The sequence below is a fragment of the Pseudogemmobacter humi genome (assembly GCF_900609055.1).
Lineage (GTDB): Bacteria > Pseudomonadota > Alphaproteobacteria > Rhodobacterales > Rhodobacteraceae > Pseudogemmobacter > Pseudogemmobacter humi.
The window spans coordinates 17,885-32,522 of record NZ_UXAW01000087.1; the positions used below are offsets into that span (position 1 = coordinate 17,885).

The window sequence follows — 14,638 nt, forward strand, 5'->3', positions numbered from 1 at the left end:
GCGGGGTTCGGCCATGGTGCTGCATGAGGCCGCGCGGCTTGTCAATCGCCAAGCGGGTCGCGCGCGGGTGCGCCCGAGCGCCCGCCGCCGCGGGCCGGAACACGCTGCCACCGCACCATATCCGCCACCGGCCAGGGCGATGCTCTGTGCGATGGCACGCCCCGGCCGCATCGCCTGGGGCGCCTGAGGTGGCGGGAAACGGCCGGATCTCTTCCGGCGGAAACAGCCGCCTTATCGCCCTCCGCCGGGCCAGCCAGAGGCCATATCGTGCGCTTTGCGCCTCATCCGCCCGGTTTACCCCCTGAATCGGGTAAAATTGCTGTCATTCATATCAGTATGATGTCAAACTCACCTATATATACAGGCGAGCAGAAACGATCGGACAGAAACTTGAGTCAAGACTCCGGGGCCAGGCTGCGCGGGCCCGAAAGGAGCGGATGGTGCGGGTATGAACAATCAGGTCAGGATTTCCGCCTCGGGCGACGAGGCATCGGGCAGGCAGTTCGCGGCTTTGTGCTGGCGGGCGGATTCCACGGGCGGGCGGCAGATCCTTCTGATCACCAGCCGCGACACCGGGCGCTGGATCCTGCCCAAGGGTTGGCCGATGAAGGGTCTCAGCCCTTCTGAGGCCGCCGCCCAGGAGGCCTGGGAGGAAGCCGGCGTCACCGGCGAGGCCGAGCCGGAAGCCTTCGGCCGCTACAGTTATGACAAACTGCTGCGCCGCGCGGATGCCCTGCCCTGCGAGGTTCAGGTCTTTCCGTTGCAGGTGCAGGGTCTGGCCGGGAATTTTCCCGAACGCCGCCAGCGCCGCCGCAAATGGTTCAGCCCCGAGAAGGCGGCGCGCAAGGTGGCCGAGCCGGAATTGCGCGACCTGATCCTCGCCTTCGCCGCGGCGCCGGGGGGAGAAAACGACCCGCAGGACTGAGCGCGGGGGCTTTCGCGGATGGCTTGACCGCGGCGCGGGAATGACTAGCTTCCCCGGCGTGTGCCATGCGCCTTTCGCATCGGCAAAAGGGTGGCTGCTATGATCCGCTATTCGCTGCGCTGCGAGGCAGGGCATGAGTTCGAAAGCTGGTTCGCGGGCGCGGCGGCCTTCGACAGCCTGTCGAAAGCGGGACAGCTTGCCTGTGCGATCTGCGGCAGCCCCAGGGTAGAAAAGACGCTCATGCTGCCTGCGGTCCGGCCGGGCCGGAAGGCCGAAGCGCGGGCCGAACCCCGCAGCGCCGAAGGAGGGGCGCCTGCCCCCTCGCTGAGCGGCGAGGCGACGGCGCTGGAACAGACGCTTGCCGCGATGCGCCGTCATGTCGAGGAAAATTCAGAATATGTCGGCATGAATTTCGCCAGCGAGGCGAGGCGGATCCATGACGGCGATTCCCCTGAGCGCGCGATCTACGGCGAAGCGAAACCCGACGAGGCACGCCGGCTGATTGAGGACGGGGTAAAGGTCGCCCCGCTGCCCTTCCTGCCGCGCCGCAGGGCGAACTGACCGCCCCGCCGCATACGGCGCGCCCCGCCGGCTTCAATAGATATAGCGGATCTGTTCGGTCCAGAACCGCTCCATCCGGCGCAGCGAGATGTTGATCTCGTCCATGCCGTTCACGTCGATCACGCCGCGCTTTTCCAGCCCCTCGGCATGGCGGCGGAACAGGCCGGAGACCTGATCACGCAGCACCCGGCCCTTTTCGGTCAGCTTCACCCGCACCGAACGGCGGTCGATCTCGGACCGCTGGTGGTGCATATAGCCCAGATCGACCAGCTTCCTGAGGTTGTAGCTCACATTCGAGCCCTGGTAGTAGCCGCGCGATTTCAGCTCGCCGGCGGTGACCTCGTTGTCGCCGACGTTGAACAGCAGAAGCGCCTGGACCGGATTGACCTCAAGCACGCGCAGACGCTCGAACTCGTCCTTGATGACGTCGAGCAGCAACCTGTGCAGGCGTTCTACCAGCGAAAGGTTGTCGAGATAACAGGAGAGGAACGCTTTCTGCGCGCCATCGAGAACGGGTTGATGGAGGGACATGATTGCTCCGCCTGTGTTGCAGACAGGGGCAGAATCGGCACAAAGCGCAAACATTCCGTAAACTCGAAACGATTTTATGGCGTTTCTTCTCTTTGCAGAACGAAAAGGCCCCGGCCGGCGCTCTTCCTCCCTTACGGGCGTCATCGCAGGCGAAGAGGTCTGTGAAGACCGATGAGCGGCCCGGTCAGCCCGCCAGCCGGGTCCGGGCGAAATCCGCGATCCCGCTCAGCAAGAGCGCGGCCCAGTCCGGCGCGGGCACGGTGCCAAGCACCCAGGTCAGCAGATCCTGATCGTTCTCGGCCAGCAGCCGGTCGTAGAGATCGAGGTCGCCCGCATCCAGATCCGCCAGCCGGGCATCGGCGAAGGGGCCGAGAACGAGATCCATCTCCTTGATGCCGCGCCGCCAGCTGCGGATCCGCATCCGCTTCAGCCGCGCCTCGTGGCTCTCGCCCGGAACCGCCCCTTCCCTCATCGCCTCACCCCTCTGCCAGCGCCTGCCTGAGGCGGTTTTCCACGCTCTGCGCCTCCTGCGCAAGCTCTGCCGCGCGCAGCCGCAGCCGCGACAGCTCGGCCAGAGCCGCGCGGATCTGCGGCGCGCGGCCCGCGCCCTCGTCCGGTGCGGCCAGCCCGTCGCCCTCGGCCGTCAGAAGCCAGGTCAGCGAGACGTTCAGCAGCCCCGCCAGCATCTGCAACCGGTTGCCGCGCGGCTCGGCCATGTCGTCCTCCCAGGCCTGGAGCGTGGTCAGCCGCACCCCCAGCCTTTGCGCCAGATCCTCCTGGCTCAGTCCCGCCGCCTCGCGCGCGCCCGCCAGCCGGTCGCCGAAGGTCGCCACTTCGGCGCCGAACCAGTCCGCACCTGCACTTTCGCCGCTTTCCGCCATCCTGCCTCTCCTTTGTCCGATATCGCTTGTATGAACGGGGGGGCGAGCCTAAGACCTTGAGCCGAAAAACGCAAATCATCCCCCGGAGCCCCGATATGGCCTTCCTCTCCGACACTCTCTCGCGCGTGAAACCCTCGGCCACGATCGCGGTGACCAACAAGGCGCGCGAGCTGGCGGCGGCGGGCAAGGACGTGATCGGGCTGGGCGCGGGCGAGCCGGATTTCGACACGCCGGAAAACATCCGCGAGGCCGCCAAACGGGCGATCGACGCCGGGAAAACCCGCTATACCGCGGTGGACGGCATCCCCGAGCTGAAAGCCGCGATCTGCGCGAAATTCCTGAAGGAAAACGGGCTGACCTATACGCCGCAGCAGATCACCGTCGGCACCGGCGGCAAGCAAATCCTGTTCAACGCGCTGGTTGCCACGCTGAATCCGGGCGATGAGGTGATCATCCCTGCGCCCTATTGGGTCAGCTACCCCGATATGGTGCTGCTCGCGGGCGGCACGCCGGTGCCGGTGGTGGCCGGGCTGGAGACGAACTTCAAACTGACGCCCGACCAGCTGGAAGCCGCGATCACGCCCAAAACCAAATGGTTCATCTTCAACTCGCCTTCGAACCCGACCGGGGCGGGCTATACGAGGGACGAGCTGAAAGCGCTGACCGACGTGCTGATGCGCCACCCGCAGGTCTGGGTGATGTCGGACGACATGTATGAACATCTGGTGTTCGACGATTTTCAGTTCTGCACCCCGGCCCAGATCGAGCCGGGGCTCTATGAGCGCACCCTCACCTGCAACGGCGTCTCCAAGGCCTATGCGATGACGGGCTGGCGCATCGGCTATGCCGGCGGGCCGGTGGCGCTGATCAGGGCCATGGGCACGGTGCAGTCGCAATCCACCTCGAACACCTGTTCGATCAGCCAGTGGGCCGCGCTCGAAGCCCTCTCGGGGCCGCAGGATTTCCTGCCCGAATTCCGCGCCGCCTTTCAGAAACGCCGCGACCTGGTGGTCTCGATGCTGAACCAGGCGAAGGGAATCACCTGCCCGACGCCCGAGGGCGCCTTCTATGTCTACCCCGATATCTCGGGCTGCATCGGCAAGGCGACGCCGGGCGGCGTGGTCATCACCAATGACGAGATCTTCGCCACCGCGCTGCTGGAGGAAACCGGGGTCGCCGTGGTGTTCGGCGCGGCCTTCGGCCTCAGCCCGAACTTCCGCGTCAGCTACGCCACTTCGGACGAGGTGCTGCGCGAGGCCTGCGCCCGCATCCAGCGCTTCTGCGCCTCGCTGGTCTGACGGATGGCGGCGGACCGGATCACCGCCACCCTGCCTTCGCACGATTTCGCGGCGCCTCCGGCTCTGAGCCCGCGGAAAAGCCGGTTTTCGGCCGGGATCCGGCTGGACGATCCCGACGCGCTGCTGCCAGAATGGCCTGCGGCCGGCCCGGCGGAAAACTGCCATGCGATTCCGCGGCTGACCCGCTTCTTCCGGCCGGAAGGGGGGCCGGGGATATTCGCGCTGGCCGATGCCGAGGGCTTGCTTTTACGGGTGATCGAGAACAGGGATACCGGATGAGCGAAAGCCTGCCCGACTATTACTTCCGCATCCGCGAGAACGGCGCGGCGGTGTTCCGCGTCGATACCGCGAACCGCCAGCGCCGGATCGAATTCGAGGAAATCGCCACCGTCAACGTGCGCAACGGCAATATCCGCCCGCATGGTGAGCGCCCTCTGACCCCCGCCGATCTGAGCGCCATCGAAACCTGGCTGAAAGAGCGCCGCGCGCTGCTGGAGGGTCGCGAGGTGGACGACATCCTGCGCGCGGTGGATCATCTGAACCTGACCGCGCAATGGGTGCAGTCGCGCGCAAGCGAGGCGCAGCTCGACGCGGTGACCGACACGCTGCTGCTTGCGATGCACGATCTGCGCATGGTGCTGGTGCGCAGGAAGGCCGAACGGCTGACGAAAGGCGATGAGGCTGCGGCGGGGAACCCGGAATTTTGAAAAATTCCGTTCAATTTTCTTCAAAGAAAATTGCAAAGATTTTCAGAAAAATCTTTGTGCCGCGCCGATCCGCCGTCAGATCTGCTTTTCGGGCATATGCACCACCAGACCGTCCATCGTCGGAGTGACCTTGAGCTGGCAGGTCAGACGCGAGCGGACCGGATCGGGATTCCAGGCGAAATCCAGCATGTCCTCTTCCATCGGATCCTTCGCGGGCAGTTTCTCCACCCAGTCGGCATCGATATAGACATGGCAGGTGGAACAGGCGCAGGCGCCGCCGCAATCGGCCTCGATCCCGGGGATGCCGTTGTCGCGCGCGCCTTCCATCACGGTCAGACCGTTCGGCACCTCGACATCGTGCCGTTTGCCGCTGAATTCGACATAGGTGATCTTCGCCATTCCCGTCCCCGGATCCGCCTTGAGCATTCCCAAAGGGACATAAGTCAGATTTCCCCGCTTTGCCAGAGGCGGCGTGCCGCAGCCGGAGCGCGGCCGATCTGCCCCCTTCCGCTGCCGCGCGGTTGCCGCTAAATTCCCGCGGATCAGCAAAGCCGGTTCCCGGCGCAACAGGTCCGAGCGCGAACGGATGATCCCTTTTTCCCGACCCTGCGCGGCAGCACTGGCCGTCCTGGTGCTTGCGGCCTGCCAACCCGCGGGGGCGCCCGAACTGCCGGCGCGTGCCGATTTCTCGGCCGAGATCGTCGATCTGAAGGGAAAGCCCGGCCCCCCGAAAGGCCCCGAGGGCGCCTGCTGGCAGTCCGACATCCGCCCCGCGGTGATCGAGACCGTCACCGACCAGATCCTGATCTCACCCGGGATCCGCGACGAGGCCGGGAAGATCACCACTCCGGCGGTGTTCAGCTCTGAAGCCCGCCAGCGCATCATCCAGGACCGCGGCACGGTCTGGTTCCGCAGTCCCTGCCCCGAACAGATGACGCCCGAATTCATCGCCACGCTGCAACGCGCGCTGAAAGCCCGGGGTCTCTATCTCCAGCCGCTGACCGGCAGCATGGACGGCCCCACCCGCGCGGCGCTGCGGCGCTGGCAGCAAAGCCGCGGGCTCGACAGCGATCACCTGTCGCTGGCGGCGGCGCGCGAACTCGGCCTGATCGCCGCCGGTCGCGGCAGCTTCTGAAGCACACCGCCCCCGCCTGCCTCCGGCGTTCTGCGGCCGCAATAGCAAAGGGCGGCGGATCCTGCCCGCCGCCCCCGCGCCGCCGTTTCCGGCTCAGTTCACCAGCAGCGCCACGAAGCGCAGATCGCCGCCGCGGCTGTAGCGCAGGAGAACCGATTTCCGGCCCGCCTTCTTCGCATCCCCGATCCGGTCCTGCAGATCCTGAAGCCGGGAGATCTTCTGCTGGCTGACCTCGGTGATGACATCGCCCTCGCGCAGGCCCTTGGTCCAGGCCTCGGCCGCCTGATCGACTTTGGTGATCACGAGGCCCTCGGCATCGGCCGGCAACCCATATTGGTTGCGCAGACCCTCGCTCAGCGGCGCCAGGGTCAGACCGAGAAGTTCGAGCTGGCCCTGTTCCTGGCCCGGACGCGCGCCGCCCGAGGGCGTGCTCACCCCCTCGGCCTCTTCGCGCCGCCCCAGGGTGATGGTCAGCGTCTCGGTCGCGCCCTCGCGCAGCACCACGACCGGCACCGCCTCGCCCACCGGGGCATCGGCCACCCGGCGGGTCAGATCGCCCGCGCTGCGTATATCCTGGCCGTTGAAACTCTGGATCACGTCGCCCGCGAGGATGCCCGCATCCTTCGACGGCCCGTCCGGCACATCGGTGACCAGCGCGCCCTGCGCCGCCTCAAGCCCCATGGCCTCGGCGATATCCGGGGTCACGTCCTGGATGCGCACCCCGAGCCAGCCGCGCCGGGTCTCGCCAAACTCTTTCAGCTGATCGACGACCTTGGTGACGACATTCGAGGCCATCGAGAAGCCGATGCCGATCGAGCCGCCGTTGGGCGAGAGAATCGCGGTGTTCACCCCGATCACCTCACCCGCCATGTTGAACAGCGGCCCGCCGGAATTGCCGCGGTTGATGGCGGCGTCGGTCTGGAGATAATCGTCATAGGTGCCGGAAAGCTCGCGGTTCCTGGCCGAGACGATCCCGGCCGAGACCGAGAAGCCCTGGCCCAGCGGGTTGCCCATGGCGACCACCCAGTCCCCCACCCGGGCGAGATCGGAATTCCCGAAGGCGACGAAGGGCAAGGGCCGCGGCGCCTCGACCTTGAGCAGAGCGATATCGGTCTGTTTGTCGGTGCCCACCACTTTGGCGGGCAGTTTCTCGCCGCCGAAGAATTCGATGGTGATCTCGTCGGCGCCTTCGATCACATGGTTGTTGGTGACGATATAGCCGTCTTCCGAGATCACGAAGCCCGAGCCGAGCGCCTCGGAGCGCTGCGGACCGCGATCGCCGGGGCCGCCGAAATCGCGGAAGAAATCCTCAAGCGGGCTGCCCTCGGGCACCACCGGCCCGCCGTCCGAGGGACGCGAGACCACCGAGGCCGTGGTGATGTTCACCACCGAAGGGCTGATCTGCTCGGCCAGTTCGGCGAAACTTTCCGGGGGCGCGAAGGCCAGCACCGGCGCAGGCGCGGCGAAGGCCAGCCCCGCGCCGAGCGCGAGGGCCAGAAGGGTGCCGTTTCTCAGCCGGGCAGCGGGAGAACGGCGCAGAGGGGCGATGCGGGACAAGTCGGGTCTCCTTTGGTCATGCGGTCCGCGCCGGTCTGGTTCGGTCCGGTTCGCGAGAACGGGGTTCAACGCGCCCCGGCGGGCGGCCCGGTTCGACACCGAGAAAACAGTGAGCGAAAGCCGCGCACAATGCAAACCCTGTCGCGGCCCGTCAAAGCCGCGTGAACGCTTTTGATCCCGGGGCGGGGTTTCGTGAAAGACCCCGCGTGCGGCGGAAGCCGCCGGGAGCCTGGCCGGGGTAATCCGGCCATGCGCGGGCGCAGGAAACGGTGCTGCGAGAGCCCTTTGGCGAGGATCTCCGGAGAGCTTGCAGCAGAGCGGATACCCAGGGGCCGCGGGCCTTTTGCTGCCCGGGGGCAAGGGCTGCCCGCATCCCGGGCGGAAGCCGTGGCTGCCTCCGGCGGGGGTATTTGTGTCAGGATGAAAGGACTTGGCGGGAAAGATATGGAACTGGGTGCGGCGGTCAGAATCGGAAGGTCAGGCGCGGCGCGGTGACGGACGAAAAGAGAAAGCGGCCGGCGTTCCCGCCGGCCGCTTTGTTTCAGAGCTTTTGCCGCTTACTGGCCTTCGGCCGGGGCGGCGGGTTCCGCAGGCTCCGGCGCCGCGGCGCCTTCGGCAGGGGCGGCGGCGGGCTCCGGGATCGGCCCGACTTCGCCCGGCGCGCGCAGATATTCGAAGAACTGGCTGTCGGGCTGCATCACGATCGAGGAATTCTGTCCCCGCAGCGAAACCTCATAGGCGTTGAGCGAGCGGATGAAGGCGAAGAATTCGGGATTCTGGCCATAGGCTTCGGCAAGGATCGAGTTCCGCTCGGCATCGGCCTCACCGCGGATCACCTCGGCCTGACGGCGCGCGAAGGAGGTTTCCTCGACCACCGTCCGGTCGGCTGCCGCGCGCACGCGCTGCGCCGCCTCGCCGCCGCGGGCGATCTCGTCGGCGGCCTCGCGCTCGCGTTCGGCCCGCATCCGGGCGAAGGTCGCCGCAAGGTTCTGCTCGGGCAGGTCAGTCCGGGTCAGCCGCACGTCGATCACCTCGACCCCGAGCGCCTGCGCCTCGCGCCGGGCGATGTCGCGGATCTCGTTCATCAGCCCGGTGCGGTCCTGGCTGAGCACGCGGTCCTGGGTGGTCTTGCCGAGCACCTCGGGGATCGCCTGTTGCAGGATGTTGTTCAGCAGCACCTGGGCGCGATCTTCGCCGCCGGCGGCAACCGCGCCACGGAAGGCCGCCAGATTGACGATGCGCCAGCGCGCGAAAGCGTCCACCACGAGGCGACGGTCCGAAAGCAGCGTCACTTCGATCGGCGCGGTCTGAAGCCCGAGGATGCGGTCCTCGTAATAGACCACTTCCTGGATGAAGGGCATCTTGAAGCCGAGCCCGGCATCTTCCTTGATCTGGCGGACCTGGCCGAATTGCAGCACCAGCGCCTTCTTGCGCTCGTCGACGATGAAGACCGAAGAGAGCGCCGTCACCAGCACCGCGACGATCACGGGAATCACATAGATCGCGCGCATCAGTTGGTCCCTCCTGCGGAAGCGGCGGCAGGTGCCCCGGCTGCGGGGGCGGCGGGGGCGGCGGAAGACCCGCGCCCGAGTTCGTTCAACGGCAGGAAGGGCAGCACGCCCTGGCCGTTCTCGCCTCCGGTGACGCCATCGAGGATCACCTTGTTCATCCCGCCATAGACCCGTTCCATGGTTTCCAGATAAAGGCGGCGGCGGGTGATTTCCGGCGCCTTCACATATTCCTCATAGACCGAGAGGAAGCGCGCGGCCTCGCCCTCGGCCGAGTTCACCGCATTGGCGCGGTAGGCCTCGGCCTCTTCGGTCAGGCGCGCGGCCTCACCCCGGGCGCCGGCGGTCACGCGGTTGGCGTAGCCGTCGGCCTCTTTCTCCAGCCGGTCGCGTTCCTGCTGGGCGTCCTGCACGGCGCGGAAGGCGGCGGCCACATCGGCCGGGGGCTGGGCGCGGCGCAGGTTGACGCGGATCACCTGAATGCCGGCGTTGTAGCTGTCGAGCGTGCTCTGCACCGCCACCCGCAGATCGGCGGCGATGGCGCCGCGGTCGCGGTTGAGGATCGGCGACAGTTCCGAACGCGCGATGATGTCGCGCATCGCCGATTCCGAGACCGCGCGGATCGTCTCTTCGGGATCGGCGAGGTTGAACAGGTAGGCCTCGGGGTCCGAGATGTTCCAGACCACCTGGAAGCCGATGTCGACGATGTTCTGATCGCGCGTCAGCATCAGCGCGCCGGTATTGCCGTCGGCCGCGCCGATATCGGCGGTGCGCTCGCCGGTCACCTGGACCTTCTCATAGGTCACAACGGGCCAGGGCGCGAAGTTCAGGCCGGGATTGCCGACGCCCGACGCCTCGCCGAGGAACAGCTCGACCGAGCGTTCTTCCGGCCGCACGGTATAGAAGGACAGGAAGGCCCAGGCCGCGACCACCGCCAGCGCCCCGAGCGCAAGGCCCTGCTTCGAGAAGACCGGGCCGATGCCGCCGCCCTGGGGGCCGCGCGGCCCGCCGCTGCGGCCGCCGCGCCCGCCCATCAGCACGCGAAGCTGCTCCTGGCCCTTGCGCATGATCTCGTCGATCTCGGGGATCTGCGGCCCGCCCTCGCCCGGGCGGCGACCGCCGCCGTTGTTCGCGCCGCGGCGTCCGTCGTCGTCAGAACCGCGATTGCCGCCGCGGCCCTCGTCGCCACCGCCGCCTCCGCCCCAGGGACCTCCTGCCATCGAACCGTCCTTCTCTCGTAATACTGCTGCCTGAATTGTGCATCCGGCCGGGGATTTCAAGCCGCCCTTTGGCCGCAACCCCGCGTCTGTGGCCGGTTTTCAGCCCTTGCGCACCGGGCTTCGCATCGTGACCAGCTCTTCGGCCATGGTCGGATGCACCGCCACGGTGCGGTCGAAATCCTCTTTGGTGGCGCCCATCTTCACCGCGATGGCCGCAAGCTGGATCATCTCGCCCGCCTCGGGGGCGACGATATGGCAGCCAAGAACCCGGCGCGTGGCCTGGGAAACGATCAGCTTCATCAGCACCCGCGCGTCGGATCCGGCAAAGGCCGTGCGCATCGGGCGGAAGCTGGTCGCATAGACCTCGACCGGCTCCTGCTCGCGCGCGGCCTCTTCGGTCAGGCCTATGGTGCCGAGTTCGGGCTGGGTGAAGACCGCCGAGGGGATCAGCTCGTGATCGACCGGCGTCGGCACGCCCTCAAAGACGGTGCGGACAAAAGCCATGCCCTCGCGGATCGCGACCGGGGTCAGGTTCACCCGGTCGGTGACATCGCCGATGGCATAGACCGAGGGCACCGCGGTCTGGCTGTATTGATCGACGACGATCTCCCCCTTGCGGCCCAGCTTCACACCCAGATCCTCCAGCCCGAGGCCCGCGGTATTGGGCCGCCGCCCGGTGGCGAACAGCACCGCATCCACCTCGCACAATTCGCCGGTGGTCGAGCGCACCGCATAAGGGCCGCTCGCGGGCGGCTGATGCGGGGAAAGCGCGGTCTCGGATTGCGGCGCCTCCATCCCGTCGCCCAGGGATCCGGCCGGGCCAAGCGCCACGACATTGGCGCCAAGCCGCAGATTGATGCCGTGCGCGCGCATCGCCTCGGCCACGAGGCCCCGCGCCTCGTCATCAAAGCCGCGCAGGATCTGCGCGCCGCGGTAGAACTGGGTGACCTCGACGCCGAGCCCCTGAAGGATGCAGGCCATCTCGCAGGCGATGAAGCCGCCGCCGACGATCAGCATCCGCGCCGGCAGTTCCTCCATCCCGAACACGTCGTCCGAGACCATGCCATGGCGCGCGCCGGGCAGATCGGGGCGCTCGGGGTGGCCGCCGGTGGCGATCAGGATATGTTTCGCGCTGATCCGGCTGCCATCTGCCAGCTCCACCTCATGCGGACCCGCCAGCCGCGCGCGGGCGTCGTGGATCTTCACCCCCGAGCCGTCGAGCAGCCGCCGGTAGACCGCTTCCAGCCGGTCAAGCTCGGTATGCAGCGCGGTGCGGAAGGCGGGCCAGTCGAAACGGCCGTCGGCGATCTCCCAGCCATAGGCGCGCGCCTCGCCCGGCAGTTCGCGGAAGGCCGAGGCGAAGACCATCAGTTTCTTGGGCACGCAGCCGCGGATCACGCAGGTGCCGCCCATGCGGCTTTCCTCGGCCAGTTGCACCCGCGCGCCGGCGGCCGCCGCCATCCGCGCCGCCCGCACCCCGCCCGAGCCGCCGCCGATGACGAAAAGATCGCAGTCGAATGCCATGGCCTACCCTTCCCTTGCGCGTGCAAGGATATCCCACAGCCCGCCCGGGAAGGCCAGCCTGGCGCTCAGTCCGGATCGGCGAAGATGTTGTCGGTGGGGGCGAAATGGATCTGGTCGTCCTGAACCGTGCCCGCGTTGATGTCGCGGACCGAGACCTTGCCGTCCGGCTCGCCGATCACCACGATGTCGCAGATGTCGATGAAAAGCCCGTTCTCGACCACGCCGGGGATCTGGTTCAGCACCAGCGCCAGCTGGCGCGGATTGCCGATCCGGCCCAGATGCAGATCGAGGATGTGATTGGCCTCGTCGGTCACCAGCGGGCGCTCGCCGTTCATCCGCAGGCTCACCTCGCGGTTCAGAACGTCCATCGAGACCAGGGTTTCCTCGATCAGCGCTTTGGTGGTCTGCCAGCCGAAGGGAATCACCTCGACCGGCAGCGGGAAGGCGCCGAGCCGCGAGACTTCCTTGGCGGCATCGGCGATCACGATCATCTGATCCGAGGCGGTGGCGACGATCTTCTCCTGCAACAGCGCGGCGCCGCCCCCCTTGATCAGGTTCAGGTTCGGATCGAACTCGTCGGCGCCGTCGATGGTCAGATCGAGCCAGCGCACCTCATCCAGCGTGCGCACGTCGAGCCCGAGGCTGGTGGCCAGTTCCGCCGTGCGCCGCGAAGTGGGAACGCCGGTGACGCGCAGCCCCTCGTCGCGCACCCTTTCGGCCAGACAGCGCACCATCCAGGCCGCGGTCGAGCCGGTGCCGAGGCCGAGCTTCATGCCGTCCTGGACGAAATCCACCGCGCGTTTCGCGGCGACGAATTTGGCCTTGTCGATGGGGTTCAGATCGGCGGGCATGGCAGGCTCCGGCTGGGTCGGGATGCCCCGGGATTAGCGCAATCGCGCCCGAAGGGCAAAAGGCTTTTGCCGTAGCAAAGAGGGGGCCCTGCCCCCGTCCGCGCCTTCGCGCGGACTCCCCCGGGATATTTAGAGACAGAAAATGATCTGTGCGCTCCTGTTCATTTTCTGTCTCTGAATATCCCCGCCGGAGGCAGGCGGTGGCGGGAGGCTCGATGCCTCCTGCCATCGCCTCTGCCGCATCGGTCTTTGCTTCGGTCGTTTTCGCGCTTACCTGTGACGAAGCGCCGCGTCATTCTGGCGCTCGCGCGCAACAGCAAGGGTCGGGAATGTTCCTCTCCGTCTTCGACATGTTCAAAGTGGGGATCGGCCCCTCTTCCAGCCATACGATGGGGCCGATGGTGGCCGCCGGGCGCTTTCTCGACACGTTGCGGCATTCGCCCTTTCACCCGAAGGGGCTGAAGGCTTCGCTGCACGGCTCGCTCGCCTTCACCGGCGTGGGCCATGCCACCGACCGCGCGACCGTGCTGGGGCTGGCCGGATTCCAGCCGGAAACCTATGACAACGACAAGGCCGAGGCCGCGCTTGCGGCGATCCGCGAGACGAAGACCGTCACGCCCCCGGGTCTGCCGGAACTGGCCTTCGACCCGGAAAAGGATCTCAGCTTCGATTTCGGCCCGGCGCTGCCCGGCCATGCGAACGGCATGATCCTGAAGGCGACCGATGCCGAGGGCGACGTGATCCTTGAGGAAACCTGGTATTCCATCGGCGGCGGTTTCGTGCTGACCGCGGCGGAACTGGCCGAGGCTGCCAGCGGGGGGGCGCGCGGCCGGGCCGATGTGCCCTGGCCGTTCGAGACAGCCGCCGAGATGCTGGAGATGGCGAAACGCTCGGGTCTGTCGATCGCGGCGATGAAGCGGCAAAACGAGCTGAAGCTGCGCACGGCGGCAGAGATCGACCGCGGGATCAACCGGATCTGGGAGGTGATGAGCGCGTGTATCGACCGCGGCATGAAGGGGGAAGGCATCCTGCCCGGCGGGCTGAAGGTGCGCCGCCGCGCCCGCGGCATCCACGAGGCGCTCATCGCCGAGCGCGGGCTGAACCTCGCCCCGCCGCATACGATCAACGACTGGATGAGCCTCTACGCCATGGCGGTGAACGAGGAGAACGCGGCCGGCGGCCAGGTCGTCACCGCGCCGACGAACGGCGCGGCGGGGGTGGTGCCCGCGGTGATCCGCTACTGGCTCGACCATGTTCCCGGCGCCTCGGCCACGAAAGTGGGTGATTTCCTGCTGACCGCCGCGGCCATCGGGGGTTTGTGCAAGCACAACGCCTCGATCTCGGGCGCGGAATGCGGCTGCCAGGCCGAGGTCGGCTCGGCCGCGGCGATGGCGGCGGCGGGGCTTTGCGCCGTGCTGGGCGGCACGCCCGAACAGGTGGAAAACGCCGCCGAGATCGCGCTGGAACATCACCTCGGCATGACCTGCGATCCGGTGAAGGGCCTCGTCCAGGTGCCCTGTATCGAAAGGAACGGCCTCGGCGCGATCAAGGCGGTTTCGGCGGCCTCGCTGGCGCTGCGCGGAGACGGGATCCATCTCGTCAGCCTCGATGCCTGTATCGAGACCATGCGCCAGACCGGCCACGACATGCACGAGAAATACAAGGAAACCAGCCTCGGCGGCCTTGCGGTCAACGTGCCGAACTGCTGAGGCGCGCGATGGCCCGGCGCAGGCGCGCGCCTGCGCGGGACCGTGCGAAATGCGGGCGGGGCCCCGGCAAGCGGGGGCGCCCTTGCGACGGGCTTGTCTGCGATGTCTTGCTCCGGCAGGTCTCTTGCCCGCGCCTTGCCGTCATCGCGCAAATTCTGCCCCGGCCTCTTCCTTCTGAGGCAAATGCTTTCCGATAACCGGCCCTGCCATAAGGATATGCGGCGGAGCCCG

16 protein-coding genes are annotated in these 14,638 nt (G+C 67.4%); 7 read left to right on the forward strand and 9 right to left on the reverse strand.

Annotated features, from left to right (window positions below; all coding sequences use genetic code 11):
• Nucleotides 1–448 precede the first annotated feature (448 nt).
• Entirely contained in the window at nucleotides 449–925 is a 477-nt protein-coding gene (locus XINFAN_RS15400) for an NUDIX hydrolase (RefSeq protein WP_124087756.1), read from the forward strand.
• 99 nt (nucleotides 926–1,024) lie between these two features.
• Nucleotides 1,025–1,486: a DUF1178 family protein gene (locus XINFAN_RS15405; RefSeq protein WP_124087757.1), complete on the forward strand. Its 462-nt coding sequence runs from the start codon at nucleotides 1,025–1,027 to the stop codon at nucleotides 1,484–1,486.
• Between the two features lie 33 nt (nucleotides 1,487–1,519).
• Here XINFAN_RS15405 and XINFAN_RS15410 read toward each other — a convergent pair whose 3' ends face one another.
• The 3 genes from XINFAN_RS15410 to XINFAN_RS15420 form a co-directional block, all read right to left on the reverse strand.
• Nucleotides 1,520–2,017, reverse strand: a complete 498-nt coding sequence (locus tag XINFAN_RS15410; RefSeq protein ID WP_124087758.1) for a MarR family winged helix-turn-helix transcriptional regulator — start codon at nucleotides 2,015–2,017, stop codon at nucleotides 1,520–1,522.
• A 184-nt stretch (nucleotides 2,018–2,201) separates the two neighbouring features.
• Complete coding sequence (locus XINFAN_RS15415) at nucleotides 2,202–2,489, reverse strand: FAD assembly factor SdhE (protein ID WP_124087759.1); 288 nt, start codon at nucleotides 2,487–2,489, stop codon at nucleotides 2,202–2,204.
• 4 nt (nucleotides 2,490–2,493) lie between these two features.
• Nucleotides 2,494–2,898 carry a helix-turn-helix domain-containing protein gene (locus XINFAN_RS15420; protein ID WP_124087760.1) on the reverse strand — a complete coding sequence of 135 codons (405 nt, stop codon included), beginning with the start codon at nucleotides 2,896–2,898 and terminating at the stop codon, nucleotides 2,494–2,496.
• Nucleotides 2,899–2,993: 95 nt separating this feature from the next.
• Between XINFAN_RS15420 and XINFAN_RS15425 the strand changes: the two genes are divergently transcribed.
• The 3 genes from XINFAN_RS15425 to XINFAN_RS15435 are packed head-to-tail and all read left to right on the forward strand — an operon-like array spanning nucleotide 2,994 to nucleotide 4,903.
• A complete protein-coding gene (locus XINFAN_RS15425) occupies nucleotides 2,994–4,196 on the forward strand; it encodes a pyridoxal phosphate-dependent aminotransferase (protein WP_124087761.1) in 1,203 nt (400 codons plus the stop codon).
• Between the two features lie 3 nt (nucleotides 4,197–4,199).
• On the forward strand, nucleotides 4,200–4,475 hold the full coding sequence (locus XINFAN_RS15430) for a VOC family protein (RefSeq protein WP_124087762.1): 276 nt from the start codon (nucleotides 4,200–4,202) through the stop codon (nucleotides 4,473–4,475).
• Nucleotides 4,472–4,903 carry a hypothetical protein gene (locus tag XINFAN_RS15435; RefSeq protein WP_124087763.1) on the forward strand — a complete coding sequence of 144 codons (432 nt, stop codon included), beginning with the start codon at nucleotides 4,472–4,474 and terminating at the stop codon, nucleotides 4,901–4,903. Before XINFAN_RS15430 ends, XINFAN_RS15435 begins: the two co-directional genes overlap by 4 nt.
• A gap of 75 nt (nucleotides 4,904–4,978) precedes the next feature.
• On the opposite strand, the gene XINFAN_RS15440 is transcribed toward XINFAN_RS15435, so the two are convergent.
• On the reverse strand, nucleotides 4,979–5,302 hold the full coding sequence (locus XINFAN_RS15440; protein ID WP_124087764.1) for a 2Fe-2S iron-sulfur cluster-binding protein: 324 nt from the start codon (nucleotides 5,300–5,302) through the stop codon (nucleotides 4,979–4,981).
• A 187-nt stretch (nucleotides 5,303–5,489) separates the two neighbouring features.
• Between XINFAN_RS15440 and XINFAN_RS15445 the strand changes: the two genes are divergently transcribed.
• A complete protein-coding gene (locus tag XINFAN_RS15445) occupies nucleotides 5,490–6,038 on the forward strand; it encodes a peptidoglycan-binding domain-containing protein (protein ID WP_124087765.1) in 549 nt (182 codons plus the stop codon).
• Nucleotides 6,039–6,131: 93 nt separating this feature from the next.
• Here XINFAN_RS15445 and XINFAN_RS15450 read toward each other — a convergent pair whose 3' ends face one another.
• The 5 genes from XINFAN_RS15450 to rpiA all read right to left on the reverse strand — a co-directional run bounded on the left by XINFAN_RS15450 (nucleotide 6,132) and on the right by rpiA (nucleotide 12,698).
• On the reverse strand, nucleotides 6,132–7,595 hold the full coding sequence (locus XINFAN_RS15450) for a DegQ family serine endoprotease (RefSeq protein ID WP_124087766.1): 1,464 nt from the start codon (nucleotides 7,593–7,595) through the stop codon (nucleotides 6,132–6,134).
• Nucleotides 7,596–8,152: 557 nt separating this feature from the next.
• Nucleotides 8,153–9,109 (reverse strand): protease modulator HflC, encoded by a 957-nt coding sequence (gene hflC / locus XINFAN_RS15455; RefSeq protein ID WP_124087767.1) that lies wholly within the window; start codon nucleotides 9,107–9,109, stop codon nucleotides 8,153–8,155.
• On the reverse strand, nucleotides 9,106–10,323 hold the full coding sequence (hflK, locus tag XINFAN_RS15460; RefSeq protein WP_124087768.1) for an FtsH protease activity modulator HflK: 1,218 nt from the start codon (nucleotides 10,321–10,323) through the stop codon (nucleotides 9,106–9,108). Before hflK ends, hflC begins: the two co-directional genes overlap by 4 nt.
• A 99-nt stretch (nucleotides 10,324–10,422) precedes the next feature.
• Entirely contained in the window at nucleotides 10,423–11,847 is a 1,425-nt protein-coding gene (gorA, locus tag XINFAN_RS15465; RefSeq protein WP_124087769.1) for a glutathione-disulfide reductase, read from the reverse strand.
• A gap of 65 nt (nucleotides 11,848–11,912) precedes the next feature.
• On the reverse strand, nucleotides 11,913–12,698 hold the full coding sequence (gene rpiA / locus XINFAN_RS15470; protein WP_124087770.1) for a ribose-5-phosphate isomerase RpiA: 786 nt from the start codon (nucleotides 12,696–12,698) through the stop codon (nucleotides 11,913–11,915).
• Between the two features lie 329 nt (nucleotides 12,699–13,027).
• Here rpiA and XINFAN_RS15475 point away from each other — a divergent pair, with 329 nt between their 5' ends.
• Nucleotides 13,028–14,407, forward strand: coding sequence for an L-serine ammonia-lyase (locus XINFAN_RS15475; protein WP_124087771.1), 1,380 nt, complete (start codon nucleotides 13,028–13,030; stop codon nucleotides 14,405–14,407).
• Nucleotides 14,408–14,638 lie beyond the last annotated feature (231 nt).